Consider the following 25410-nt stretch of genomic DNA (forward strand, 5'->3'; position numbering starts at 1 on the left):
TTTGGGGGGGGGGGGGGTTTTTTGGGGGTGGGCGGCCCCCCGGTGGGCGCGGGGGGGGGTGTTTTTTTTTTTGGGGGGGGGGGGCCCCCCCCGGGGGCCCCCCCCCCCCCCCCCCCTGACGGTGACGAAGACGATGACGACGTCCTGCAGCGTCGCCGGCAGGGCGCTCTCAAAAATGTCTTTCAGCACGTCGCGGCGGTGGCGCAGGCCGAGATCGTTGAGCAGCGCCTTCATGATCGCGGCGTGGCCGGGGTAGCGGATGGTGCGATAGTTCAGCGTGCGCACCTTGCCCTTCAGCGTTTCGGCCAGCGTGCCGAGCCCACCCGAGGTGTTGAACGCCTCGTAGGTGACGCCGTCGAGCGAGAATTCCTCGCGCTCCTCCAGCGGCGGCACCTCGATCAGCTCGCCTTCGACGATCGCCTCGCAAGGCTCGCAATATTCGTTGATGACGCCGTCCGTGCTCCAGGTCAGATTGTAGTTCAGCGCATTCGATGGGTATTGCGGCAGTGCGCCGACCCGCATGCGCACGCTCTCCAGCGTGTCGAAGCGGCTGGCGAGATCATTGGCGACGATCGAGATGAAGCCCGGCGCCAGCCCGCATTGCGGGATGAAGGCGCTGTTGGCTGTACGCGCCAATTGCCTGACGCGGCGGGTCGCGACGACGTCCTCGGTCAGGTCGAGATAATGCACACCGGCACTGGCCGCCGCTTCGGCGATGCGCGTGGTCAGGTGGAAGGGCGCGGCGCTGAGCACCGCGAACTTGCCGGCCAGGGCCGCTTCGAGCGTGCCGGCGGCTTCGATGTCGAGTTCCAGCGTCTCGACCGTTTCAGGCAGTTCGGCCGCGCCGAGCTGTGCGGCCGAACGGTCGACGAGGGTTATGTGATAGTCGCCGGTGGAAACCAGCATCTCGGCGACGGTCGAGCCGATCTTGCCGGCGCCGACAATTATGATGTTCTTCATGACAGTGCCCTCGCCTCGTCTTTCAAAGAGCGGACAGAATCGCAGCTTGCCTGTCGAAAGGAAGTGTTGAACTGTTCAAAACGAAGTGCCAAATTGGACAGTATGCCGATGAGGTTCGTCGAAAGTGCTTAGCAACGCCGAACAGGCCCTGCTCTCCCTGCTGCGCGCGAATGCGCGCGCCTCGACGGCCGAGCTGGCTCGGCGGCTCGGCGTGTCGCGAACGACGGTGCAGAGCCGGATCGAGCGGCTGGAACAGCGCGGCATCATCACCGGCTATGGCGTCCGGCTTTCACCCGACTACGAACAGGGACTGGTGCGGGCGCATGTCCTGCTCACCGTCACGCCCAAGCTTGCCGACAAGGTGGTGCGCAGCCTGCAGGCGCTGGCGCCGGTGCGGACGCTGCATTCGGTGAGCGGCAATTTCGACATGATCGTCATCGTCGACGCGCCCTCGATCAAGGACCTCGACACGCTTCTCGATGAGATCGGCGCGATGGACGGGGTCGAGCGGACATCGTCGTCGATCATCCTGTCGACGCGGATCGACCGGTGAGTGCTGCCCAGAAACGCTGGCGGGACAGCGCCCCCCTCTGCCCTGCCGGGCATCTCCCCCTCAAGGGGGGAGATCGGCAGTTTTGGCGCTTCGCCATCGCCTGCGAGGTGCCTGTAATAAAGCAACATTAAGTCCAAAAAAATGTTGCTTTCCAACATGGCCTATATGAGAATTGCGCGGACAGGCCGGTTGAACGAGTGACAGGAGCCGGACACCGATGCAATTTGATCTCCTGCTGAAGGGCGGCCGCCTCATCGATCCGGCGTCCGGCCTCGACGCGCGACGCGATCTGGCCATCGTCAACGGCCGCATCACCGCGATCGATCCCGACATTCCCTTCGAGCGCGCCGCGCGCGTCATCGATGCGACGGGGTCCATCGTCGCACCCGGCCTCATCGACCTGCACAGCCACGTCTATTGGGGCGGCACATCGCTCGGCGTCGACGCCGACCGCCTCGCCGCAAAAAGCGGCACCACAACCTTCATCGACGCCGGAAGCGCTGGCGCCGGCAACTTCCTCGGCTTTCGCCGCCACGTCATCGAGCGCTCGAAGGTCCGCATCCTGGCCTATGTCAACATTTCCTTTGCCGGCATTTTCGGCTTCTCGCAGACCGTTTCGGTCGGCGAGTGCAGCGATCTGCGGCTCTGCGAACCGCGCGAGACGGTGGCGGCGGTGCGCGAGCACGCAGACGTGGTCGTCGGCGTAAAAGTACGCTCGGGTCGCCATGCCGGCGGCAGCAGCGGCATCGCGCCGGTCGATCTGGCGCTCGAGGCTGCCGACCAGGCCGGCCTGCCGCTGATGGCGCATATCGACGAGCCGCCGCCGGGCCGCTCGGAAGTGCTGCCGCGGCTGCGCAAGGGCGATATCCTCACCCACTGCTTCCGGCCGTTTCCCAATGCGCCGGTCTTCGCCTCGGGCGCGGTGCGCCCTGACATGCGGCTGGCGCGCGAGCGCGGCGTCATCTTCGACATCGGCCACGGCATGGGCTCGTTCGATTTCGCGGTCGCCAGGGCGATGCTCAGCGAAGGGCTGGCGCCTGACGTGATCAGCAGCGACGTGCATCTCTACTGTGTCGACGGTCCGGCCTTCGACATTCTGGTGTGCATGTCGAAATTGCTGGCGCTCGGCATGCCGCTGGTCGAGGTGCTGCGCGCGGCGACACAACGGCCGGCCGAGGCGATCGCAAGGCCCGAGCTTGGCACGCTTAAGGTCGGTGCCGTCGGCGACATCGCAGTGCTGCGGCTGCGTCCGGGCCGTTTTACCTTTGTCGACGCGGTCGGCGCGTCGCTGGTCGCCGAGCAGCGGCTGGTCTCGGACGGCATCGTGATCGGCGGCACCTGGTGGCCGAACGAAGCGGCTAACGATTTTGGCGATACCGAACGCTTCGAAGCGCATGCGCATGAGACTCATGTCGATGTGGTGAGCCGGCATTTCGGGCGTGAGGTGTGATCTCCCCCCTTGAGGGGGAGATGTCGCCGAAGGCGACAGAGGGGGTCGGTTCGACCGGGCTCGCCTTCCTGCAACGGATGGAGGTTGGCGCTCTACGCGCGGCGACCCCCTCTGGCCTGCCGGCCATCTCCCCCTCAAGGGGGGAGATTACAGTTTCGCCCTGGCGCCCCATAGACCGGCGTCGCCATCCCTTCCATCCGCGCCTTGATCTGCAGCGCCACATATTTCGAGTAAAAGCGCGACAGCGCCAGATTGCCGCCGTGGAACCACAGCGCTTCCTGCGCCGTCGGCTTCCACATGTTGCGCAATTCGCCTTGCCATGGTCCCGGGTCGCCTTTCACGCCCGAGCCAATCCCCCAGCACGGCCCGACCACGTCGGCGACGTCGCGCGAGACGATCGCCGCCACGGTCTCGTTCATCGACTGATAGCCGGTGCAGGAGATGATCGCGTCGGCCGCCAGTTCGCTGCCGTCGTCGAACAGGATTCCGGTTGGCGTCAGCGACTTGATCTCGACGCCGCTGCGGACGCCGATCTCGCCGTCGATGATCAGATCGGAAGCGCCGACGTCGATATAGTAGCCCGAGCCGGTGCGGTAGGCCTTCATCAGCAGCCCGGTCTCGTCGTCGCCGAAATCGACGGCGAAGCCGGCACCGCGCAAGCGGTCGTAGAAGGCCGCGTCACGCGCCTTGATGATGTCGTACAGCGCCCGCTGGCTTTGCGGCAGCAGCGCGAACGGCGTCGAGGCGACGATCATGTCGGCCTTTTCGGTGGTGATGCCGCGGGCCAGCGCCTTTTCCGAAAAGATCTCGAAGCCGACTTCCATCAGCGTGTCTGACTTGACCACCGTCGTCGGCGAGCGCTGGATCATGGTCACCGCAGCGCCGCTCTCCCAGAGGTCGACGGCGACATCGTGCCCCGAGCTTGCCGCGCCGATGACCGCGACGCGCCTGCCGCGGAATGTCTCGCCGCTAAAATACTGGCTGGAATGCAGGATTTCGCCCTGGAACGCAGCGGCGCCCGGCAGGTCGATCTGCCGCGGCGGGCCATAGGCGCCGGTCGCAAAGACGATGTGTTTTGGCATCAGCGTGATGCGCTCGCCGGCGCGATCGACCTCAACCGTCCAGATTTTTTTGGCTTCGTCGTAGGACGCGCTGATGCATTCTGTGGAGGTCCAGTAATTGAGCTCCATGACGCGCGTGTACATTTCCAGCCAGTCGCCCATCTTGTCCTTGGGCGTGAACACCGGCCAGTTCTCCGGAAACGGGATGTAGGGCAGATGGTCGTACCAGACCGGATCGTGCAGCACGAGCGAGCGATAGCGGTTGCGCCAGGAATCGCCGGCCTGCGCATTCTTCTCGATGACGATGGCCGGCACGCCGAGTTGCCGCAGCCGTGCGCCCAGCATGATGCCGCCCTGGCCGCCGCCGATGACCAGGCAATAGGGCTGCTCACTGGCACCGAGATCACGCGCCTCGCGCGCCCTCGCCTCGGCCCAGGTCTCGCGGTCCGGGTCGGCCTTGTGGCGGACACCCAGCGGCCGCGCCGGTCCCTTGCGCTCCTCAAAACCCTTGAGGTCGCTCATCGCCGTGAACAGCGTCCGGCACCTGCCGTCCTGCAGGCGCATGTTGCCATGGCCCCACGCCGACGACGTCTCGAAGCTGAACCAGGCCTCTATCGTGCCTTCGTGCGAGCTTGCCTCGCCACTGAGCTGCCAGGCGGTCGGCTTGGTCGCCGCCAGAGTGGCGTCCAGCATGTCGCGGATCGCCGCGCGGCCTTCCATCGTCTTGATGTTCCAGGTGAAGGTCAGCAGGTCACGCCAGTAGCAATCCTCGACGAACAGATCGGTCGCGGCCGCGGCGTCGCCCGCCTCGAGGGCGCGGGAGAGAGAGGAAAGCCAGCTGGCCGCCTGTTTTGAGGGTGCCATGTCGAGCATGTGTTGTCCTTCTTCCTTTTCAAGTCGGCGCTGCCCCCTCACCCAGCCTCCGCTTCGCTCGGCTGGCCTCTCCCCGAGGGGAGAGGAGGCTGTCGACGCCGGCGCCAACCCTCTTCTCCCCGACGGGGAGAAGGTGGCCGCGAAGCGGCCGGATGAGGGGGGCCTCAATCCCCCAGCGGCTCCATCTCCTTGCCCGTCCTGTGGATCTGGGCGTTGTATTTGATGCGGCGGACGGTTTCGCGGGCCGAGCCGTCGAGCTTGTAGGCTGCCGCCACCGCCATCAGGTCGATCGCGGCCAGAAAGGCGAAGCGCGAGGCGGTCGGCTTCAGCGTGTCGGGATATTCGGGCACCGCCACCGTCAGCCTGACGTCGCAGGCGCGCGCCAGGTCGGTGTCGGGCGCGGTCACGCCGATCGCATTGGCGCGGTAATGCTTGGCCAGCTCGACGGCCTCGATCACTTCGCGGGTGCGTCCGGTCGCCGAAATGGCGATCACCAGGTCGCCGGGCTTCAGGGTCGAGGCGGTCATCCGCATCAGATAGGGGTCGCATTGGGCGACGACGGTGATGCCGTAGCGGAACAGCCGGTACTGGGTTTCCTGCGCCAGCGCCGACGAGCTGCCGCCGAGGCCGAACACCGTGACCTGGCGCGCCTTGGCGATGAGCTCGGCGGCCTTCAGCAGCTGCGCCGGATCAAGCTGCCGTTCGGCTTCCTGCAGCGCCCGGCGCGCTTCGCCGAACACGGCATTCCAGAACGGCATGCCATTGTCGCCGCTCACCGGCGGCGGCTTGCTCAGATAGAGCGCGCCGACGACCAGGCTCTGCGCCAGCTTCAGCTTGAAATCGCGCACCCCCTCGCAGCCGATGGCGCGGCAGAACCGGGTCACCGTGGGTTCGCTGACCTGGGCGCGCTGGGCGAGGACGGCGTTGGAGGCGTCGACCGCGAACCTGACATCATCGAGCACGACATCGGCGACGCGCCGCTCCGCCGGGCGCAATTCACTGTAAGAGTCCTTGACCAGCGAAATGATGTCGGGGATGCGCCTGACATGATCGCGTCCATCGGCTTCGTCGCCCGAGGTCGGCCGTCCTTGGCCGTCTGCTTCGGTCATGACTCATCCCTGCCGTTCGTGGAACTCGACTCTATGATGTTTTCGCGGTCAGTTTGCGAAGTATGTAGGAAAGCAACAAGCTTTTCAAGAAATAGAAAAGCTAATTCAAACAACAATGTAAGCGCAGTGCAAACGATCCCGATGATTAGAGCCGTGGTCGCCGTTCGACTGCAAAGTCGGAGAGTTACAGGACGCGCGACTCCCCTTCTCCCACAAGGGGAGAAGGAAAGGGCAGCGATGCCCCCCTCAGCCCGTACGTCGATGCTGATCCGATCCGCCATCCAGCCACGCAATGTCGTCGGGCGAAAGCGCGATGTCGAGCGCCTGCAGGCTGTCCTCCAGTTCGTCGAGCGTGCGTGGTCCGATCAGCGGGACGGACGGGAACGGCTGGGCCAGGACGTAGGCGAGCGCGACATGGATCGGGCTCTTGCCCAGCCGGTTGGCGAGCTCGATCGCCCGGTCGCGGCGGCCGAAATTCTTCTCGGAGTACCAGACCCGGACCAGCTCCTCATTGTCACGCTGGTCACGCCCGGCGCGGCCGGTGAAAAAACCCCGTCCCTGGCTCGACCAGGCGAAATTGGGCATCTGCCGGGCGGTCAGCCAGGCCTTCCAGTCGTCGCTCGACGAGGTGACGCAACCCGGCCAGATCGGCACCAGCATCTCGGCCAGCGAAAAATTGTTCGAAAGCGCGCCAGGCTTCTGCTTGCCGGTCCGCTCGGCATAGGCAATCGCCTGGTCCATGCGTTCCTTCGTCCAGTTCGAGCCGCCGAACGGACCGCGAATGCGGCCAGCCCTGACCTCGCGGTCCATCGCGTCGACGAATTCATCGACCGGCACGTCGGGATCGTCGCGGTGCATGAAATAGACGTCGACATGATCGGTCTGCAGCCGGTCGAGCGACTGGGTGAGCTGCTTGCCGATCACATCGGGATAGCAGAGCGGGGTGTGCGCGCCCTTGCCGATGACTACCGCTTGCTCACGCACGCCGCGGTTTTTCAGCCATTGGCCGAGCAGCGTTTCGGTGTAGCCGCTGCCGTAGATGAAGGCGGTGTCGAAGACGTTGCCGCCGGCTTCGAAATAGGCATCGAGCAGGATCATGCCGGAGGAGAAGGTGCGAAAATCCTCGAAGCCGAGCGCCAGGCACGAGGCCGGCCGCGGCAGGCCCGGAATTTCGCGCTTCGCAATGATGGTGCCGCCGGAGCGCAGCCGCCGGCCAGAAATGGTGTCGACGCGTTTTTCGGGTTTTTCGATCTCGTATTCGAGCCCGATGGCGGCACGCCATTTGTCGAGCACACGCAGATTGCCGAGACTGTCGGCCCAGCCCATGCCCGGCCAGGCAAACTCCTGCTTTCCGGCCAGGATCGCCTCGCCGGCGGCGTCGACCTCGAAAGCGTAGAGCCAGCGGTCTTCCCTGACCTCGACCACCTCCTCACCGCCTGAACGGATGATGCGGATCTCGCCGGTGCCGCCTTCCCTGCCGCTCGCATACCAGAAATCCGCGACCTCGATGCGGCCTTTGGTACCAAGGATGCGTAGGACATTGTCCTGGGCGAGCGAGATCCCGCAGGAGACTTCGGCGACAATGCCGTTGGGAAAATGCAGCAGCGCCGAAGCCCATTCGTCGACGCCGGACTGGCCGAGATGCGCCGCACCCGCCACCTTGTCCGGCTCGGCGAAAGGCTTTCCCGATGCGGCCCCGGCAATCAGCCGCGCCATCGAAACGGGGTAGCCGCCGACGTCGAGAATGCCGCCGCCGGCGAGATCGTTGGCATAAAGCCGGTGCTCCGGCATGAAGCCAGGCATGGCGAAGCCGAAGCTCGATTTCACCATGCGCACCTCGCCGATTGCGCCGGACCTGACGAGGTCGACCAGCTTTGCCGTCTGCGGATGCAGCCGGTACATGAAGGCCTCGCCGAGAAAGGTGCCGGCCCTGCGCGCTGCATGGATCATCGCGTCGGCCTCGAAAGCGGTGAGCCCCATCGGCTTTTCGCAAAGCACATGTTTTCCGGCCTCGGCCGCCCTGATCGCCCATTCGGCGTGGCTGGGATGCGGCGTCGAAATGTAGACTGCGTCGACGTCCGGATCGGTGAGCAGAGCCTCGTAGCCGTCGAGGATGCGGGCACCGGGGAAGTTTTCAGCGAGGCCTGATTTGCCGGGATTGCGCGCACCAATGGCGACCAATGTGCCGGTGCGCGAATGGGCGACGCCGCCGGCAAAGGCCTTGGCGATGGTGCCGGGCCCGAGAATGCCCCAGCGGATTTTTTGTGGTTCGGACGTCATTCCTGGATCTCCTTGGGGTCGCCTCGGCGTCGCGAGTTGGTGAAAGAAAAATTGCGTGTCTTGGTGTGCATGGCGTTGTCCCAAACCGCTGCGCACCCTCGGTTCACGCCCGAGGGCATGCTTTTGGGCACTAGCGAATGCGAGCACCTGACTTGTCAAAGAGAAGCGATTGGCCAGCCTTGATCGACACCACCATGTGGTCGCCAGTCGCCCGCTGCCGCGACGCCTCGCGCTCGATGATCAGTTCCTCTGGTCCGGCATTGGCATAGACGTAGCTCACCGATCCGAGGTGCTCGGCGACATCGGCCTTGACGGCGATGTCGCAATCGCCTTCGCCGGCCTCGAAGAAATGCTCCGGCCGCACACCGAGTACGACCTCGGCGCCGACCGCAGGCGGGGCGCCCGACAGCGGTTTCTGTAGCCGAGCGCCGCCATGGTTGGCGAGTTCGAGGAGCGTTGCATTGCCGTCGTTGCCGACCACTTGTGCCGCCAGAAAATTCATCTTCGGCGAGCCGACGAAACCGGCGACGAAGCGGTTGGCGGGGTCGTCATAGAGATCGAGCGGCGCGCCGATCTGCTCGATATTGCCGGCGTTGAGCACGACAATTCTGTCGGCCAGCGTCATTGCTTCGGTCTGGTCGTGCGTCACATAGATCATGGTGACGCCGAGCTCCTTGTGCAGGCGCGAGATCTCGACCCGCATCTGCACCCTGAGCTCGGCGTCGAGATTGCTCAGCGGTTCGTCGAACAGGAACACTTGCGGCTCGCGCACGATGGCGCGGCCGATGGCGACGCGCTGGCGCTGGCCGCCCGACAATTGCCGCGGGCGCCGCTTCATCAGCTCGGCGATGCGCAGGATCTCGGAGGCCCGCTTCACCCGCCGCTCGGTGTCGGCTTTCGGGTTGCCGTTCATCCTCAGCCCAAAGCTCAGATTCTGCTCGACGCTCATATGCGGATAGAGCGCGTAGGACTGAAACACCATGGCGATGCCGCGGTCGGCCGGCTCGACATTGTTCACTACCTTGCCGCCGATGGCGATCTCGCCGCCGCTGATGTCCTCGAGCCCGGCGATCATCCTGAGCAGCGTGGACTTGCCGCAGCCGGAGGGGCCGACGAAGACGACGAATTCGCCGTCGTCGACGTCGATGTTCGCGCCGTGAACGATCTCGAAGACGCCGAAGCGCTTGACGACATTTTTGAGTGTGACCGCTGCCATGCTGATCCTATTTGATGGCGCCGGCGGCAATGCCGGCAACGAAATGGCGCTGCAAGAGCACGAACACGACGAGCATCGGCACGGTGAGCATCACGGCGCCCGCCATGATGCCGCCCCACGACACTTTGGTGAGGCCGATCAGCGTGCCGAGCGCCACCGGCGCCGTCATCGCGCCGGGCTTGGAATTGATCAGCAGCGGCCAGAGATAATTGTTCCAGGAGGCAAGGAACAGGATGATGGCGAGCGCCGCCAGCATCGGCCGCGCCAGCGGCAGCGCGACGAACAGGAAGATCCGCCATTCCTTGACCCCCTCGACGCGAGCGGCGTCGAACAGATCGCCCGGCATCATCGAGAAGCTCTGCCGCATGAACAGCACGCCGAGCGAATTGAACAGCGGCGGCACGATCAGCGCCACCCAGGTGTTGGCGAGCTTGAAGTCGCGCGCCACCATGATGAATTGCGGGATCAGCACGACAGCATAGGGCAGCGTGATGGTGCCGAGGATGATGGCGACGACGACGCCCTTGCCGAAGAACTGGTAGCGCGCCAGCGCCCAGCCGGCCATCGAGGTGAGCAGCACCGACAGGAATGTATAGGTCACCGCCACCGAGACCGAGATGCCGATGGCGCCGATGAAATTGGTGTCGCGCTGCAGATTGTTGACATTGTCGAGGAAGCTGCCGTGCGGCAAGAGCTCGATGCTGGGGCTGAAAATGCCCCTGTCGGGCATGGTCGAGAAGATCACCATCATCCACAGCGGAAACAGCCAGATCAGCGCCAGCGGCGTCAGGAAGAGATGCAGCGCGATGCTGCGTCCCAATCTGGAGGAGGAGCGGCTGGAGGAGGAACGGCTCGAAGCGGAACGTGAGCTCATTTCGGCTCCCTCGTCAGCCACAGTTGCACCAGCGAGATGGCGATCGCCAGCCCGGCCATGGTGTAGGCGATGGCCGAGGCGTAGCCGAAATTGAGCGACCTGAAACCCTGGCGGTAAAGCAGCAGCCCGAGCGTTTCGGTGCCGCCGCCTGGCCCGCCGCGCTCGGTGATCAGGAAGGGTTCGGTGAACAGCTGCATGGTGCCGATGATCGACAGCACGGCGCAGAACACGATGATCGGCTTGAGCAGCGGCAGGGTGATGTAGAAGAACTGCTTGAGCTTGCTGACGCGGTCCAGCGTCGCCGCCTCATAGACATCCTGGGGGATGGACTGCAGGCCGGCGAGCAGGATGATGGCATTGTAGCCGGCCCAGCGCCAGGTCACCGCGATCATGATCACCGCCATCGCCGGGGTGACGTTGGAAAACCAGTCGATACGCGGCAGGCCGACGCTGTTCAGCAGCTTGTTGATGATGCCGTAGTCGAGATTGAACATCAGCCGGAACACCGCCGAATAGGCGACTTCGCCGACCACGACCGGGGCGAAAAAGGCGAAGCGGAACAGGCCACGGGCCTTGAGCAGCGGCGAATTGAGCAGCACCGCCATGACGATCGCCAAAGTGATCATCACCGGCACCTGGATGACGAGGATGAGCAGCGTGTTCTTCAAGGCGTTGAAAAAGGCCGGGTCGCCGATCAGCCGGCCCCAGTTGAAGGTCGGCGCGAACCGCCACGGCACGGTGCGCGTCGCCTGGAAGGAGATCAGGAAGGAGTTGATGATCGGCCACAGCCAGAAGATCGAGAAGATCAGCAGATAGGGCGCGAGGAAGCGGTACGCCGTGGCGTTCTGATAGCGCATCGTTGCCTCCTTCGCTTCCCGTTTCTAGGTTTACCGGCCTGCCTTGCCTTCTCCCCTTGTGGGAGAAGGTGGATCGGCGCGCAGCGCCGAGACGGATGAGGGGTGTTGGACGGAATGAGACGTTGGTGTTCCCTGGAACACCCCTCATCCGACCTCGCTGAGCCTGTCCTCGGGCTTGCCGGAGGCAAGACCCGTGGGCGAGGTCACCTTCTCCCACAAGGGGAGAAGGTGAGTCGCGTTCAGATCACTCCTCGACCGGCAGGCCGGTCGCCGAGGCGATCTGGCTTGCGGCATCGTCGAGCGCCGCCTTGGCGTCGGGGTAGCCGCCGCCGAGATATTTGGTCTGCACTGCGCGGACGATGATTTCCGCGTCGCTCTGGAACGGCGTGCCGCGGCTGGGGACGACTTTCGGCAAGGTGCCAAGAATGTCCTTCCACACCGCCTGGCCGCCCCAATAGGGCTGGCCTTCGGAGACATAGGGGTCGTCGAGCGCCGAGATCAGCGACGGCACCAGGCCAAAACCCTTCAGCATCGCTATCTGGCCCTCGTTGGTCGCGAGGGAGTATTTCAGGTAGGCGTAGGCGGCTTCCTTGTTGTTGGACACCGAGGTGATGGCGAGCGAGGAACCGCCGAGATTGGCGGCGCGCGGGCCATCGGCGGTGAGGCTCGGCATCAGGTAGACGCCCCATTTACCGCTGCCGTCGGGCGACTCGGTGCGTATGGTGCCCTCGTACCAGCCGCCATACATCTGGCTGGCGACCTTGTCGGCGGTGTTGTTGGTGATCTTGGTGCCCCAATCGGCCGAGGTGATGATGCCGGCGTCCTTCATCTCCTTGATCTTGGTCATCGACGCCACGCAGCCCGGCTGGTTGACGGTGATCGACTGCCCGTCGGCGGCGAAATAGGCGCAGCCCTGCTCGTTGGCGATCATGCGGAAGAATTCGGAGTCGCCGTTGAAATCGGCGTTGGTCATCGTCACGCCGGGATTGGCCTCCTGGATCTTCTTGCCGGCGGCAATGAAATCGTCCCAGGTCTTGATCGAGGTCGGGTCGACGCCGGCCTTCTCATAGAAGTCGCGGCGATAGTACATCGCCACCGGGCCGGAATCCCACGGCATCGCATAGGCCTTGTCTTCCACTTCGAGCTCGGTGCGCTTGAAATCGGGGAATTTTGCCTGGTCCTCGGCGGTATAGCCGAGCGTATGGAGGTCGACGAAGCAGTCCGGGAACTGGCTCCAGTAGTTCTCGGCCTCACCGTTCTCGATCGTCACGATGTCCGGCAGCCCCTCTCCGCCGGCGGCGCAGCCGGCGATCGACTTGTCATAGGTCGGCTGGTTGCCGAGATCCTGGACCGTGACCTTGATGTCGGGGAACTGCTTGTTAAAACCTTCTATGGTGGCCTTCAGCGACGAAGCGGCGACGTTCCAGCTCCAGATCGTGATTTCGCCGGATTGCGCAAAGGCCGGGGCTGAGCCCAGGGCAAGCGCGAACGCGGCGCAGGTCAGTGTGATGCGCATTGAAATCCTCCCATTTCATTTGCTCTCTCTTCGCGAGCATGGCTAGACTAGGCGCTGGCGAAGGCTTGTCCGCGACAAAGGGAATAAAGAATGGGCGGAAAGTAAGATGCCGGAAAGGCCGTTTTACCAGCCCGGCGCCAGCAGCGTGGAGGGTCTGCCGCTGCTGCTGCAGATGTTTCACACCCAGCCCCTGGTGATGCTGAAGCCGCATTGGCATGCCCAGGTCGAGGTGAATTTCATCGTCCGCGGCGCCGTGCACTACCGCATGGACGAGCACGAGATCGCGCTTTCGGCCGGCGACATGTGCCTGTTCTGGGGCGGCCTGCCGCACCAGATGGACGATGCGTCGGACGATGCCGTCTATGCCGGCGCGCATCTGCCGCTGGTGCACTTCTTCCGGCTGCACCTGCCCGCCGACGTCCGCAACCGGCTGATGACCGGCGCGACCCTGGTGACCAATGCCACCGACCGGTCCGACAGCGACAATTTCGAGCGCTGGAACCGCTACGTCCGCTCGGGCGATGCGGGCAAGGCCGAGCACGCCGTCAACGAGTTGCTGTTGCGGCTGGAGCGGGTGCGCTTCGAACCCTACCGGCTGGTACCCGAAACGCCGATCGAGCAGGAAGCAGGCAGCCCCTTCGACCAGCAATCGCTGCGCAATGTCGGGCGCATGTGCGACTTCATCGCCGAGAATTTCCTCTACGACATCGACTGCGTCGATATCGCGGCGGCGGCCGACATCCATCCCAAATACGCCATGAGCGTTTTCAAGAAGTCGACCGGCATGACGCTCAACGAATATGTCAATCTGTTGCGGCTCAGCTACGCCCAGGCGCTGTTGATGCACCAGGACGCCAACGTGCTGCGCGTCGCCATGGACTCCGGCTTCGGCTCGCTCAGCGCCTTCAACAAGTCGTTCCGCAAGCTGGCCGGCATGTCGCCGTCGGATTTTCGCAGAGGCGCGGGCGCCCGATAGTCGATGCACAGGACATGGCCGGGACCCGGGCGCCGAACACCAAGGCGGTCACGGGTTGGTTTGGCGCCCACGCAACAATGCACCACCGGCCCTGAGGCCGGTGGTGCTCTCTGGACCGTCTGTAGGGGCAGGACCGTTCCAGGGGATCCCTTAGGATCGGACTCGAATGTCGGCCTTTTCTTGACCCACAGCATCGGCCGAACAGATGAAGGAGCCCGCCAACTGACCAAGAATCTCGATGCTGCGGGGCGCCGCCGCGCACACATGATTTGCAATTTTATTCGGCGTCGGCTGGCTGGTGCCGTGCAGCCCAAACGCGAAAAAGCCGCGGCGGACCGCGGCTTTTCGATGCTTGTTTCCCGCTTGGGAAACTGGAGCGGGTGAAGCGATTCGAACGCTCGACCCCAACCTTGGCAAGGTTGTGCTCTACCCCTGAGCTACACCCGCTCGCGCGGCTTTTGGGCCGCAAGCCGAGCCTATATGGCTGAAGGGCGCGGCGATTGCAACAGGGAAATCGCAGGTTTTTTGGGCCGCACCCGGCGACGCAAACGCGCCTTCCCTGGCGCGGACAGCAACGCAATCGGCAGCCTTGCTGCGCTACGGTCTTGTCTCGGCCGCGTCATTGGCCGTAAACGGCATGATCCGAACCGCGACATCAAGCCAAACCGCAACAACAGAAGGTCCGACAAGAAACGACATGCCGAAAACCGAAGCCGAGCTTTTCGCCTTTCTCGCCGATCTCGGGATCGAGGTCTCGACCCTGCGCCATCCGCCGCTGTTCACGGTCGCCGATTCGCAGGCGCTGCGCGGGGAAATCGCCGGCGGGCACACCAAGAACCTGTTCCTCAAGGACAGGAAGGACAATTTCTTCCTGGTCAGCGTCGATGAGGAGGCGGTGGTCGATCTCAAGCAGATCCACCAGATCATCGGCGCCGCCGGGCGGGTTTCCTTCGGCAAGCCGGAGATGCTGATGGAGCTTCTCGGCGTCGCTCCGGGGGCGGTCACCGTGTTCGGCTTGATCAACGATACGCAGTTGCGGGTCAAGGTCGTTCTCGACCAGGAGTTGATGCACCATGCCGTCATCAACGCCCATCCGCTGACCAACCAGGCAACGACATCGATCGCCGCCGCCGATCTGGTCAAATTCGTCGAGGCAACCGGGCATGATGCTGTTATCTTGAAAGTCACGGCATGATCGCCACATGGATGACGATATACCGACTTCTGAGCGAGAATTAAGGATGTTGCGCCGGGCTGGCGGCCGGGCGGCGACCGAAAGGGCACGAGATGAGCGACAACAATCAATTTGGCGGCCCGTTTGGCAGCAATGCCGGACAGTATGCCACCACTGTGCAGTATGGCGGCACTGAGACCGCGCCTGAGAAAGTCGCGCTTGGCGACCCGCCTGTCGCTGCCGACGTCATCAAGGAGACGACGACGGCAGCATTTGCCGCCGACGTCATCCAGGAATCGCGCCGTCAGCCGGTGCTGGTCGATTTCTGGGCGCCATGGTGCGGGCCCTGCAAGCAACTGACGCCGCTGCTGGAAAAGGCGGTCACCGCCGCCGGCGGCAAGGTCAAGCTGGTCAAGATGAACATCGACGACCATCCTTCGATCGCCGGACAGCTCGGCATCCAGTCGATACCGGCAGTCATCGCATTCAGGGATGGCCAGCCGGTCGACGGTTTCATGGGGGCCATTCCCGAGAGCCAGATCGCCGCCTTCATCCAGAAGGTCGGCGGCAAGGGCAATGGTGCGCCGCAGGTGGCCGAGGCGCTTGCCGCGGCCGCGGAGGCGCGCGCCGCCGGCGATGTGCAGACCGCGGCGGACATTTTCGACGCGATCCTGGAACAAGCGCCGGAGACGATCGAGGCGATTGCCGGGCTGGGCGATCTGCTGTTCGAGGCCGGCGATGCCGAGGGTGCCGAAGCCGTGCTGGCGCGGGCGCCGGAAGCAAAAAAGGATGCGCCGCCGCTCGCCGCCGTGCGCGCCAAGATGGCGCTCGCCGCGCAGGCACAAGCACTTGGCAATCCGGCCGAGCTCGAGCGGCGCCTGGCCGAGAACCCCGGGGATCATCAGGCACGTTTCGAGCTTGCCATGATCCAGAACGCCAACGGCGAGCGCATGGCCGCAGCCGACAATCTGCTGGCGATCGTCAAAGCCGATCGCTCGTGGAACGACGACGGCGCCAAGACGCAGTTGCTGCAGTTCTTCGAGGCCTGGGGCATGACCGACGAGGCAACGCTGGCGGCGCGGCGCAAATTGTCGTCGCTGCTGTTTTCCTGAGCGCAGCACCAAGCTGTTTTTGCCTGATGGCCTTGCGGTCGACAACGGCTGCGCCAGATTAGGAGGCCTGACCGATCCGTTCTTCGCCTGGTGACGATTTTGGGCCTGGTGACGATTTTGGGTCAGGTTGCGAAGGGATGGGCGGGCTTGATGCGCTTCTTGAGGGAGCGAGCGGAGGTTTGAAGTGCAGGCGGGAAACGCGCATTACCGGCTCGATACGGATTTGCCGCCGACGGTGCCGATCTTCCCGCTTGAAGGCGCCTTGCTGCTGCCGGGCGGCCGCATGCCGCTCAACATTTTCGAGCCGCGCTATCTGGAGATGGTCGATGAGGCGATCGCCGGATCGCGGCTGATCGGCGTCATACAGCCCAGCCTCGACGGCTCGCGGCGTCCCGACGGCGAGCCGGCGCTTTGCAATGTCGGCTGCGCCGGCCGTATCATCGCGCTTTCCGAGAGCGGCGACGGCCGCTACCTGATTTCGCTGCAAGGTGTGTGCCGGTTCCGCATCGTGCAGGAGCTTGTGGTCAAGACGCCCTTCCGCCAGTGCCGGTTTGCACCCTTTCTCACCGATCTCGACGAAGATCAAGCCGAGGCCGAGATCGACCGGCCGGCGCTGCTCAAGGCATTTCGCGCCTATTTGCAGGCCAACGATCTTGAAGCCGACTGGGAAAGCGTCAGCCGCGCCGAAAACGCCATGCTGGTCAATGCGCTGTCGATGATGGCGCCCTACGGGCCGGCCGAGAAACAGGCGCTGCTCGAAGCGGCGGACCTGAAGACACGCGCCGAAACCCTGATCGCCATCACCGAAATGGCGCTGGCACGCGAGAACGAGGATTTCGGCTCGAGTTTGCAGTAGGTTGGGTGGAAAATAGGGACTAAGCCAATTGCGGAAGTCGGCGCCGGCAGGCAGGTGAGGGGCAGCGTCAACGCCCGAAGACTGAGGACGAACGCGAGGACTGACAAAAATGGTGGACGGGCGTGAGGGAAAGAAGGCCAATGTCGATCCCAAGCTGCTGGAATTGCTGGCCTGCCCGTTGACCAAGGGTCCGCTTAGCTGGGATCCGGAGCGCGGCGAGCTCATCTCGAGGGTCGCACGGCTTGCCTATCCGGTGCGTGACGGCATCCCGATCATGCTGCCTTCGGAAGCACGCTCGCTCCCCTTTGACGACGGATTGCCGCCGCCGCGGTTGAGCGGGCCGTCCTGAACATATTCGGGTGTCGGCGCTCGCACCCCCCTCTGGCCTGCCGGCCATCTCCCCCTCAAGGGGGGAGATGGCAGCTTCGCCTGCAGCGCCTTTTCTACGACGTAGGAGATTGCCGAGGCCGGCCGCGACAGACAATCTCCCCCCTTGAGTGGGAGATGCCCGGCAGGGCAGAGGGGGCGCTGTCCCGCCGGCATTCAGGATTGTGCACCGCCGCACCGTATCCCCTATTGAAAATTACGCCCCTTCGGCATGACCATTTCTGCCTTCCCCGATAGCGTCGCAATGTCCTGCCGATCGTTCTGCACGGCATGTGCGTGCAAAAGCACGGACAGCCAGGGTGTCAGGTCCTCGACCTTCTCGGCGACGATATGGATGACGTCCGATTCCGACTGCAGTTTGCCGGTGACGCGGATCAGCCGCGCGCCCATGACGATGGGCCGGTAGCGGTTGAAGGTCCTTTCCCAGAAAATGACGTTGGCGACTGCCTGCTCGTCTTCCAGCGTCAGGAAAATCGCTTTGGCGTTGCCCGGCCGCTGCCGCACCAGGACAAGGCCGGCGACCGAAACGCGCTTGCCGTCCCGAACCTTGCCGAGGCGGGCATTGGGGGTGACGCCGGAACGGTCGAGCCGCTGGCGCAGAAAGGCCAGCGGATGCGCCTTCAGCGACAGGCCGAGCGAACGGTAGTCGTGGACGACGTGCTCGCCGAGCGGCATTGTCGGCAGCCTGGTCTCGGGCTCGAGATCGCGCAAGCGGATCGCCGGCCGGTCGAACAGCGGCAGGGTTTCCGTGGCACTCCTGCCGTCGAGCGCGCGGACCGCCCACAGGGCGTCGCGGCGGTCGAGGCCGAGCGAACGGAAAGCGTCGGCTTGCGCCAGCTTCTCGATCTCGTCGACGTAGAGGCCTGAGCGCAGCCAGACATCGCGAACGGATGCGTAGCCGTTGCCGCGTCTGGCGACAAACACCTCCATGCGCTCCTTCGACAGGCCCTTGACCTGGCGAAAACCCAGCCGGACGGCATGATTGGTCCGGATGACGCCGCGCATCTGGGCATGGCGGTCGAGAATGCGGGTTGGATCGAAAGGCACTTCTTCCAGCGCGCAATCCCAACCGGAAAAATTGACGTCGACCTCGCGGATTTCAACGCCATGGTCGCGCGCGTCGCGGACAAGCTGAGCCGGCTGATAAAATCCCATCGGCTGGGAATTCAGGATCGCGGCGCAGAACACGTCGGGATAGAAGGTCTTGAACCAGCAGGAGGCATAGACCAGCAGGGCGAAGGAGGCGGCATGGCTTTCGGGAAAGCCATATTCGCCAAAACCCTCGATCTGCTTGAAGCAGCGCTCGGCGAAGTCCTTTTCGTAACCCCGCAAAATCATGCCGTCGACCATCCGCTTGCGATAATTGCCGATCGTGCCGGTGCGCTTGAAGGTGGCCATGGCGCGGCGCAGTTCATCGGCCTCGCCCGGCCTGAAGCCGCCGGCGACAATGGCGATCTTCATCGCCTGCTCCTGGAACAGCGGCACGCCCAGCGTCCTGCCGAGTATCTCTTCCAGTTCCGGCTTGGGGTATTCGGGCTTTTCCTTGCCTTGCCGGCGGCGCAGATAGGGGTGGACCATGTCGCCCTGGATCGGGCCGGGCCGCACGATCGCCACCTCGATGACGAGGTCATAGAATGTTTTCGGCCTGAGCCGCGGCAGCATCGACATCTGGGCGCGCGATTCGATCTGGAAGACGCCGATCGTGTCGGCGCGGCAGATCATGTCGTAGACAGGTTTGTCCTCGGCAGGGAGGGTGGCCAGCACATAGGGCCGGCCAAAATCATCCCGCGCATCGGGATAATGATCCTCAAGCAGCGTGAAGGCGCGCTGCAGGCAGGTCAGCATGCCGAGCGCCAGCACGTCGACTTTGAGGATTTTCACCGCGTCGAGATCGTCCTTGTCCCACTCGACCATCTTGCGCTCGTCCATCGCCGTCTTGATGATGGGCACGATCTCGTCGAGCCGGTCCCTGGTGATGACGAAGCCGCCGACATGCTGCGACAGATGACGGGGAAAGCCCATGATCTCGTTGGCGCATTCGATCACCTGCCTTGTCGACGGATCGGTCTGATCGAGGCCGCCGGCCCTGGTCTCCTTTTCGCCGAGCTCCGAGGTCGACCAGCCCCAGATCGAGCTGGACAGCGCGCTCCTGACATCGTCCGACAGGCCCATCGCCTTGGCCACTTCGCGCATCGCCGAGCGGCCCCGGTAGCTGACGACGGCCGCGGCAAGCGCGGTGCGCTTGGCGCTGTATTTCGAGTAGATATACTGGATGACCTCTTCGCGCTTTTCATGCTCGAAATCGACATCGATGTCGGGCGGCTCATTTCTTTCCTCGGAAATGAAACGCTCGAAAAGCGAATCGATCCGCTCGGGCCCCACTTCGGTGATGCCGATGCAATAGCAGACCACCGAGTTGGCCGCGGAGCCACGTCCCTGGCAGAGTATGCCCTGGCTGCGGGCGAATTTGACGATGTCGTAGACTGTCAGGAAATAGCGCGCGTAATTCAGGCGCTCGATCAAAGCGAGCTCCTCCCGGATGCGCCTGGTCACATCGGCGGGAACGCCCGAGGGGTAGCGTATCGCGGCTCCCTCCAGAGCCAGCCTTTCCAGTTCGGCCTGGGGCCCGAGCCCTGATTCCGTCGGTTCGTCGGGATAGTTGTATTGGAGGTCACTGAGAGAGAAGCTCAATTCGCCGGCAAAGTGCTGCGTTTGCGCCAGTGCTTGCGGATGCCGCCGGAACAGCCGCGCCATCTCCATTGGCGGCTTCAAATGGCGCTCGGCATTGGCCGCCAATTCCAGCCCGGCTTCGGCAACAGGCACGTTGAGGCGGATCGCCGTCAGCACGTCCTGCAACCGGCGCCGTTCGGACGTATGGTAAAGAACGTCGTTGGTCGCCATCAGCGGAATGCCTGATGCCTCGGCCATGGCCGCCGCCTGCTCGATACGGTAGCGGTCGTTGCCGTGATAATCCGGCGAAACGGCAAGCCGAAGGGTCTTGCCGAAGCGATCTTTCAGGCGGCTGATCAGCCTGAGATCCTGCGCCGGCGTCGACAGATCCGGCAGGATCGCCAGCGACATGAGATCGCCCCATTCGAAAAGATCGTCGCGATAGAGTAGCGGTGCGCCCTTTTCGCTGTCGTCGCGCATATTGGCCTGCGTCAGCATGCGGCACAGATGGCCCCAGCCCTTGCGGTCCTGCGGATAGGCGAGAACGTCGGGCGTGCCATCGCAAAAAACCAGGCGGCAGCCGGGATGATAGGAAAGACCTTCCACCTTGGCCTGCTGCCAGGCGCGCACGACGCCGGCCACCGTGTTGCGGTCGGCAAGCCCGATCGACGAAAAGCCCAAAAACTTTGCCGCGACCACCAGCTCCTCCGGTTTCGAGGCGCCGCGCAGGAACGAGAAACTCGACTGGATGCCGAATTCGGCGTAGGGAACGACCGCCAGCGCGTTCATGCGAAGACCCCATGCATGAACCAGCGCGGCGCCGCCTGCGAGGCGCCGTAGAGACCCTGGCGATAAAGCCAGTAACGGCGGCCGTCGCTATCCTCGATGCGGAAATAATCCCGGGTCGCTTCCTGCCCCGCTGCCTCCCGCCACCATTCCGGGGCGATGCGTTCCGGCCCTTCGGCGCGCGCCACCCGGTAGAGCGCGCGCCGCCAGCGGAAGTTCAGCGGCGGTCCTTCAGGCATTTCGGTGGCCGGCACCTCGATCGGCTCGGGCGAGCGGAATAGCCGGATCGGCCGTTCCGGCCGCAAGACAGGCCTAGTGTCTTTCATCTTGCCCGGCATCTTGTCCGGCTTCTTCGGCGCAGAGACCCTTTGCGGCGCCTCCGCATAGGGATGCGTGGCGACGGCGCGCTCGGGCAGATGACTCTCGACGGCAACCGGTTTCAAAACCGCGCTGTCGCCGAGCCGGGCGCGGATGCGGTCGGCGAAAAGGGCGATGTCGGCGCCGTCGTCGCGCGTCTCGCCGGTCAGATCCGCCTGCTGCATGTCGAAGGCCGCGGCCGACAGCACCGAGAGGCGCACGAGATCGAAGCCATAGCCGGCATCGATGTCCTGTTCGAGCGCGGCAAGCCTCTCGTGGAACAATTTCTGGATCAGCAGCGGCTCGCGCAACGGCCGCGAGGTGCCGACGGCGATGCGGCTGACGGCGCCGTCGACGCGGAAAAGCAGCAGCGCCAGCCTTCTTGCGCCCTCGCCGCGGCGCTCGAGGTCCGCCTTCAATGTCGTCGCCAGCATTTTCACCAGCCGCTCTATTTCGTCGGTCAGCATGATCGGTTCGGCGAGATGGCGTTCGACCGAAAGCGGCGCCACCGGCAGGCGCGGCGACACCGCCTCGTCGAGGCGGCCGAGCGCCTGGTCGAGGCGCAAAAGCAGCGATCTGCCGAAGCGGCGGGCGAGCGGCGCGCGCGGTGCTGCCATGACGGCGCCCGCCGTGCGCAGGCCGACGCTTTCCAGGCTGGCGCGGATGTCAGGCTCGATGCGCAGCGCCGCCAGCGGCAAGGGCGCGAGAAGCGCGTCCTCCTCGCCACCGGGGACGATGCGATCACCAGAAAACCGCGCTGCCGCCCAGGCTGCACCTGGTGTGGCGGCAAGGCCGGCGCGGACATCGAAACCCTGATGGAAAAAGCGCGACAGGATGTCGTCCAGCATCGCCCGTTCGCCGCCGAAAAGATGGGTGCAGCCGGTGACGTCGAGGAACAGGCCATCGGCTGCGTCGATCGCCACCAGCGGGGTGTAGCGGTCGCACCAGTCGGCGAGGCTTTCGAGCAGGCGGCGGTCGGCCTCGGGATCGGCTTCCACGACGTCGATCGACGGATGCATGGCGCGCGCGTCGGCTATGCCCATGCCGCGCTTCAGGTGAAGCGCCTCAGCCCGCTCGTCGAGGGCGGCGATGCGCTGCGCGTTCGCCTGGCGATGGCTGATCACCAGCGGCAGGTGATCCGACGGCCGCGAACGCCAGGACCGCCCCAGACGCTGGCGCAGGATCCTTTCCGCGGCGAGATGCGGAAACCACAGGGACAGGATTCGCTGCCCGTTCTTGCCGTCTTTCCCCGGCCCTTCTTTCCTCGAAACTGCGTTCATCGGGGTTCCACTCCAGTGTGAATTGTCCTGGCAAGGCGGTGCGGCTCTTGCCGATGCTGACGGTGAAGGCGGGACGGCCGATCGAGCCGGCGAGCGGCCCGGCGATCGTCTCGCGTGGTGCCGACGGCGCCGCCGACAGGACGAGGCGGACGGGTGCCGCCGTCGGCTCGGGTTCGCCGGCCTGGCGCAGCAGGAACACCGGCCGGCCGGCGCTCTGTGCCCGGGCGTGCAGCCGCCGCGTCGCGGTGAGGTCCAGCCGCTGCGGACTGCCGCGGATTTCGAGGAAGACGGCGGCGAGCGCTGTCATCCGGGCGGCCTCCTCGGCGGTCCACAGCGCGTCGAGGAGCCTTGGCGCCTCGGAAAACAGCAATTGCTCCGGTTCGATGCCGAAAAGGCGATGAAGCCCTGTGGCATAGGGGAAGCCGGCCTCGCGGAAGATTTCCGCGGTGCCGATCCACAGGACCGGCAGTCGCGGCCCCTGTTTGAGGATCAGGCTGACGAGCGACAGGGCGAAGCCGGCGACGGCTCCGGCATCGCGGGTCGCGGCGCCATGGATCTCGCTCAGCGCCGCCTTCGGCAGGCCGCCGCTGAGCGCAGTATCGAGACCTTCGGCGCCGGTGCGCACAAACGCATCGGGCGGCGCCACGGCGAGGCCGCGGCGGACAATTGTCAGATTTTTGGGCGGGATATTTTTGGGCGTGACATCAGCTGTTGGATTCCGGGGCGCATCAACGGGGGCTGCGCCGGCCGGCGCCTGCAGGCGCTCGGGCAGCGTTCCCTCGATCTTCGCGATCTGGCGGCGCAGGGCAAAAACAGTCTCCCGCGCCACGGCGCTTGTCGCCATGACGGTCAGCTTCCACTCACAATTGTTCCTGTTATGTTCTAATAGATTCCAGAGGGCGGCCGAAGAGTCAAGCGGAGTCATGGGGAATTTATTCCTGTCAGCGAAAGGCGGCAACCCGGCCAATTGCCGAGTCCGGCGCGAAAGCCTATATGCCGGGATCAGAAGGACAAAGCATGGCCCGCATCTACAAAACCCGTACCTGGCACGACGAGCTTTCGCCGTCGATGGAGGAAATGGAGTTCCTGGCGCTAGAAGCTTACGCCCATCTGCCGGAGGAGTTTCGCAAGCTGACCGGCGAGATCGTCATCCAGATCGCCGAATTCCCAACCGACGAAATCATGGACGACCTGTCGCTGGAAACGCCTTTCGACCTGCTCGGCCTGTTCGAGGGGCGCGGCATCGCCGAGCGCTGGAATCCGCAGACCGGCGAGGGACCGAACCGCGTCACGCTCTACCGCCGCGCCATCCTCGATTACTGGGCCGAGAACGAGGAGACGCTGGGCGACATCGTCACCCATGTGCTGATCCACGAGATCGGCCACCATTTCGGCCTGTCGGACGATGATATGGAACGGATCGAAGAGGCAGCCGAGTAGGCTGTGCTGATATTCAGGTGATGCCGGCCTGCGAACGACAGTTCCCTGCGCTTCCGGTGCTCACGTACCCAAAAGTACGCTCCGCTCCGGTTCTCGGAAACTACCCAGTCTGGTCGCTTCGCGCCCGTCTTCGACTCCGGCGCGGCCTGACCTGAATCTCAACACACCCTGCGTCGAGCTTTGCAAAATCTACCAATCGCTGAGCTTGGTGCCAGGGCCGTATTCCTGGCCCTCGACATCCTTCACCACGGCCTGGCCGCAGCGCATGACCTTGGCCTCCATGTCGTAGGAATAGGTCGGCGAGCCGAACAGGTGCCAGCCCTTGTTCAGCGCCGCCGTCACCTTGTGGCAGAAGCTGGAATCGTCTGGGCCGGACAGAAAGCGGTAGAGTTTCATTTTTCATTCCTGTGGTGCGTTGCGATCATGTCCCGCTGGCGCTGGCGGCCGCCTTCGCCAGCAGTTTTTCGGCCTGCGCCAGATGCAGCCGTTCGAGCATCTTTCCATTCAGCGCAATGACTTGCCTGCCGGCATTTTCGGCAAGCGCGAAGGCCTCCTTGACCGCACGCGCTTCGGCCACGGCTTCGGCAGATGGCGCAAAGGCGCGGTTTGCGGCATCGATCTGGGCCGGGTGGATCAGCGACTTGCCGTCGAACCCCATGGCGGCTGCTTCCGTGCATTCGCTCGCAAAAGCGTCCAGATCACGAAAATCGTTGAAGACACCGTCAAGCAGGTCGAGGCCACCGGCGCGTGCTGCGAGCATCATCTGCATCAGCCATGGCGTGAGATAGCGCCGGTCGGGCGTAGCGAGAATGCCGGTGTCCTTGACCAGGTCGTTCGTTCCGGCAACGAAACAGACTAGCCGCGAGGCCGGATCGCGGCCAAGCTCGGCAATCGGGCCGATGTTGAGCAGCGCCTTGGGCGTCTCGATCATCGCCCATAGTTTTACCTCGTCGGGTGAAAAATTGTCGTCCAGCACGTCGCCGGCTTCCAGGACGTCGCGCGGCGTGTTGACCTTGGGCAGCAGGATGGCGTCGGGCTCGCAGCTTGCCGCCGCCAGCAAGTCCCTGGCGCCCCATTCGCTGGAGAGCGGGTTGATGCGCACGACCATTTCGCAGCGCAGGTTTGCGCGGTGAGCGAAAATATCAGCCAGCTTTTCGCGCGCAAAAACCTTGTCGGCCGGGGCGACGGCATCTTCGAGATCGATGATGACGGCATCGCAGGCCAGCGACGAGATCTTGGCCAGCGCCTTGTCGTTCGAGGCCGGGACGTAAAGCACCGAGCGGCGCGGGCGGCAGGTTTCAGTCATGCCTGATCTATGCCGCCTGGAGGCGATCGAAGCAAGCACACAGGGCAATCGCTTCGGGCAGTCATAGCTTGCATTGGATGCAAGCCAATCATCAAAGTTGGCGCCGCCCCTCATCGCCCTGCCGGGCACTTCTCCCCGTATAGGGACGGGGAGAAGGGGCTGGCGCAGCTTCGACGCCATTCTTGCAACGCTGGTGATTGGCGAAACCGGCGATGAGAGCACCCCTCTCCCCGTCACTATACCTATCGCATTCACACATGTCGGTTGCGCTTTTCGGCGAAGCTCGATTCTATTTCGGCCGGAAAGACGAAGGAGGT

21 protein-coding genes and 1 tRNA gene are annotated in these 25410 nt (G+C 64.3%); 8 read left to right on the forward strand and 14 right to left on the reverse strand.

Translation table 11 applies throughout. From position 1 onward, the window contains the following. The coding region (locus tag AC0L17_RS29890) for a saccharopine dehydrogenase family protein (RefSeq protein WP_473518415.1) at positions 1 to 960 on the reverse strand (960 nt) is incomplete at its 3' end. Between the two features lie 124 nt (positions 961 to 1084). On the opposite strand from AC0L17_RS29890, the gene AC0L17_RS29895 reads away from it, so the two are divergent. Continuing rightward, entirely contained in the window at positions 1085 to 1513 is a 429-nt protein-coding gene (locus AC0L17_RS29895) for an Lrp/AsnC family transcriptional regulator (protein ID WP_091592090.1), read from the forward strand. 217 nt (positions 1514 to 1730) lie between these two features. Next, a complete protein-coding gene (locus AC0L17_RS29900; protein ID WP_473518416.1) occupies positions 1731 to 2963 on the forward strand; it encodes an amidohydrolase/deacetylase family metallohydrolase in 1233 nt (410 codons plus the stop codon). A 134-nt stretch (positions 2964 to 3097) separates the two neighbouring features. Here AC0L17_RS29900 and AC0L17_RS29905 read toward each other — a convergent pair whose 3' ends face one another. The 7 genes from AC0L17_RS29905 to AC0L17_RS29935 form a co-directional block, all read right to left on the reverse strand. Further along, complete coding sequence (locus AC0L17_RS29905; protein ID WP_473518417.1) at positions 3098 to 4897, reverse strand: flavin-containing monooxygenase; 1800 nt, start codon at positions 4895 to 4897, stop codon at positions 3098 to 3100. A 164-nt stretch (positions 4898 to 5061) separates the two neighbouring features. Further along, positions 5062 to 6006 (reverse strand): MurR/RpiR family transcriptional regulator, encoded by a 945-nt coding sequence (locus AC0L17_RS29910; protein WP_473518418.1) that lies wholly within the window; start codon positions 6004 to 6006, stop codon positions 5062 to 5064. A 246-nt stretch (positions 6007 to 6252) separates the two neighbouring features. Further along, the gene (locus AC0L17_RS29915; RefSeq protein ID WP_473518419.1) at positions 6253 to 8286 is read right to left on the reverse strand and encodes an aldo/keto reductase; all 2034 of its coding nucleotides are present in this window, start codon (positions 8284 to 8286) and stop codon (positions 6253 to 6255) included. A 130-nt stretch (positions 8287 to 8416) separates the two neighbouring features. Then, complete coding sequence (locus tag AC0L17_RS29920; RefSeq protein ID WP_473518420.1) at positions 8417 to 9502, reverse strand: ABC transporter ATP-binding protein; 1086 nt, start codon at positions 9500 to 9502, stop codon at positions 8417 to 8419. Positions 9503 to 9509: 7 nt separating this feature from the next. Beyond that, entirely contained in the window at positions 9510 to 10376 is an 867-nt protein-coding gene (locus AC0L17_RS29925) for a carbohydrate ABC transporter permease (protein WP_023802708.1), read from the reverse strand. Beyond that, entirely contained in the window at positions 10373 to 11233 is an 861-nt protein-coding gene (locus AC0L17_RS29930) for a carbohydrate ABC transporter permease (RefSeq protein WP_023802709.1), read from the reverse strand. The genes AC0L17_RS29925 and AC0L17_RS29930 overlap by 4 nt, the downstream gene beginning before the upstream one ends. Positions 11234 to 11477: 244 nt before the next feature. Continuing rightward, a complete protein-coding gene (locus AC0L17_RS29935; protein ID WP_287377750.1) occupies positions 11478 to 12749 on the reverse strand; it encodes an ABC transporter substrate-binding protein in 1272 nt (423 codons plus the stop codon). Positions 12750 to 12855: 106 nt separating this feature from the next. Between AC0L17_RS29935 and AC0L17_RS29940 the strand changes: the two genes are divergently transcribed. Then, complete coding sequence (locus AC0L17_RS29940; protein WP_027153653.1) at positions 12856 to 13725, forward strand: helix-turn-helix domain-containing protein; 870 nt, start codon at positions 12856 to 12858, stop codon at positions 13723 to 13725. Positions 13726 to 14097: 372 nt separating this feature from the next. Here the strand turns inward: AC0L17_RS29940 and AC0L17_RS29945 are convergent. Beyond that, positions 14098 to 14172, reverse strand: a tRNA-Gly gene (locus AC0L17_RS29945). Positions 14173 to 14422: 250 nt separating this feature from the next. Here AC0L17_RS29945 and AC0L17_RS29950 point away from each other — a divergent pair. The 4 genes from AC0L17_RS29950 to AC0L17_RS29965 all read left to right on the forward strand — a co-directional run bounded on the left by AC0L17_RS29950 (position 14423) and on the right by AC0L17_RS29965 (position 17216). Then, a complete protein-coding gene (locus tag AC0L17_RS29950; RefSeq protein ID WP_473518421.1) occupies positions 14423 to 14920 on the forward strand; it encodes a prolyl-tRNA synthetase associated domain-containing protein in 498 nt (165 codons plus the stop codon). A gap of 92 nt (positions 14921 to 15012) precedes the next feature. Further along, positions 15013 to 16011 (forward strand): thioredoxin, encoded by a 999-nt coding sequence (gene trxA, locus AC0L17_RS29955; protein ID WP_473518422.1) that lies wholly within the window; start codon positions 15013 to 15015, stop codon positions 16009 to 16011. A gap of 184 nt (positions 16012 to 16195) precedes the next feature. Beyond that, positions 16196 to 16867 (forward strand): LON peptidase substrate-binding domain-containing protein, encoded by a 672-nt coding sequence (locus AC0L17_RS29960; RefSeq protein ID WP_091592106.1) that lies wholly within the window; start codon positions 16196 to 16198, stop codon positions 16865 to 16867. A gap of 109 nt (positions 16868 to 16976) precedes the next feature. Then, positions 16977 to 17216, forward strand: coding sequence for a Trm112 family protein (locus tag AC0L17_RS29965; protein WP_091592108.1), 240 nt, complete (start codon positions 16977 to 16979; stop codon positions 17214 to 17216). A 224-nt stretch (positions 17217 to 17440) separates the two neighbouring features. On the opposite strand, the gene AC0L17_RS29970 is transcribed toward AC0L17_RS29965, so the two are convergent. The 3 genes from AC0L17_RS29970 to AC0L17_RS29980 are packed head-to-tail and all read right to left on the reverse strand — an operon-like array spanning position 17441 to position 23191. Then, positions 17441 to 20713 (reverse strand): error-prone DNA polymerase, encoded by a 3273-nt coding sequence (locus tag AC0L17_RS29970; protein ID WP_473518423.1) that lies wholly within the window; start codon positions 20711 to 20713, stop codon positions 17441 to 17443. Next, positions 20710 to 22191 carry a DUF6504 family protein gene (locus AC0L17_RS29975; RefSeq protein WP_473518424.1) on the reverse strand — a complete coding sequence of 494 codons (1482 nt, stop codon included), beginning with the start codon at positions 22189 to 22191 and terminating at the stop codon, positions 20710 to 20712. The genes AC0L17_RS29970 and AC0L17_RS29975 overlap by 4 nt, the downstream gene beginning before the upstream one ends. Further along, entirely contained in the window at positions 22133 to 23191 is a 1059-nt protein-coding gene (locus AC0L17_RS29980; protein WP_473518425.1) for an ImuA family protein, read from the reverse strand. Before AC0L17_RS29980 ends, AC0L17_RS29975 begins: the two co-directional genes overlap by 59 nt. A 173-nt stretch (positions 23192 to 23364) precedes the next feature. Between AC0L17_RS29980 and AC0L17_RS29985 the strand changes: the two genes are divergently transcribed. After that, complete coding sequence (locus AC0L17_RS29985; protein WP_023802719.1) at positions 23365 to 23787, forward strand: metallopeptidase family protein; 423 nt, start codon at positions 23365 to 23367, stop codon at positions 23785 to 23787. A 189-nt stretch (positions 23788 to 23976) separates the two neighbouring features. On the opposite strand, the gene AC0L17_RS29990 is transcribed toward AC0L17_RS29985, so the two are convergent. Beyond that, entirely contained in the window at positions 23977 to 24183 is a 207-nt protein-coding gene (locus AC0L17_RS29990) for a DUF1737 domain-containing protein (protein WP_128245783.1), read from the reverse strand. A 25-nt stretch (positions 24184 to 24208) separates the two neighbouring features. Further along, positions 24209 to 25093: an HpcH/HpaI aldolase/citrate lyase family protein gene (locus AC0L17_RS29995; RefSeq protein ID WP_473518426.1), complete on the reverse strand. Its 885-nt coding sequence runs from the start codon at positions 25091 to 25093 to the stop codon at positions 24209 to 24211. Positions 25094 to 25410 lie beyond the last annotated feature (317 nt).

The sequence above is a fragment of the Mesorhizobium sp. WSM4829 genome, from assembly GCF_055811475.1.

Excerpts from the sequence above, each read along its gene's own strand:
- AC0L17_RS29900 (WP_473518416.1), top strand. The coding sequence starts at position 1,731 with ATGCAATTTGATCTCCTGCTGAAGGGCGGCCGCCTCATCGATCCGGCG.
- AC0L17_RS29905 (WP_473518417.1), bottom strand. The coding sequence starts at position 4,897 with ATGCTCGACATGGCACCCTCAAAACAGGCGGCCAGCTGGCTTTCCTCT.
- AC0L17_RS29910 (WP_473518418.1), bottom strand. The coding sequence starts at position 6,006 with ATGACCGAAGCAGACGGCCAAGGACGGCCGACCTCGGGCGACGAAGCC.
- AC0L17_RS29915 (WP_473518419.1), bottom strand. The coding sequence starts at position 8,286 with ATGACGTCCGAACCACAAAAAATCCGCTGGGGCATTCTCGGGCCCGGC.
- AC0L17_RS29920 (WP_473518420.1), bottom strand. The coding sequence starts at position 9,502 with ATGGCAGCGGTCACACTCAAAAATGTCGTCAAGCGCTTCGGCGTCTTC.
- AC0L17_RS29925 (WP_023802708.1), bottom strand. The coding sequence starts at position 10,376 with ATGAGCTCACGTTCCGCTTCGAGCCGTTCCTCCTCCAGCCGCTCCTCC.
- AC0L17_RS29930 (WP_023802709.1), bottom strand. The coding sequence starts at position 11,233 with ATGCGCTATCAGAACGCCACGGCGTACCGCTTCCTCGCGCCCTATCTG.
- AC0L17_RS29935 (WP_287377750.1), bottom strand. The coding sequence starts at position 12,749 with ATGCGCATCACACTGACCTGCGCCGCGTTCGCGCTTGCCCTGGGCTCA.
- AC0L17_RS29940 (WP_027153653.1), top strand. The coding sequence starts at position 12,856 with ATGCCGGAAAGGCCGTTTTACCAGCCCGGCGCCAGCAGCGTGGAGGGT.
- AC0L17_RS29950 (WP_473518421.1), top strand. The coding sequence starts at position 14,423 with ATGCCGAAAACCGAAGCCGAGCTTTTCGCCTTTCTCGCCGATCTCGGG.
- trxA (WP_473518422.1), top strand. The coding sequence starts at position 15,013 with ATGAGCGACAACAATCAATTTGGCGGCCCGTTTGGCAGCAATGCCGGA.
- AC0L17_RS29965 (WP_091592108.1), top strand. The coding sequence starts at position 16,977 with ATGGTGGACGGGCGTGAGGGAAAGAAGGCCAATGTCGATCCCAAGCTG.
- AC0L17_RS29970 (WP_473518423.1), bottom strand. The coding sequence starts at position 20,713 with ATGAACGCGCTGGCGGTCGTTCCCTACGCCGAATTCGGCATCCAGTCG.
- AC0L17_RS29980 (WP_473518425.1), bottom strand. The coding sequence starts at position 23,191 with ATGGCGACAAGCGCCGTGGCGCGGGAGACTGTTTTTGCCCTGCGCCGC.
- AC0L17_RS29985 (WP_023802719.1), top strand. The coding sequence starts at position 23,365 with ATGGCCCGCATCTACAAAACCCGTACCTGGCACGACGAGCTTTCGCCG.
- AC0L17_RS29990 (WP_128245783.1), bottom strand. The coding sequence starts at position 24,183 with ATGAAACTCTACCGCTTTCTGTCCGGCCCAGACGATTCCAGCTTCTGC.
- AC0L17_RS29995 (WP_473518426.1), bottom strand. The coding sequence starts at position 25,093 with ATGACTGAAACCTGCCGCCCGCGCCGCTCGGTGCTTTACGTCCCGGCC.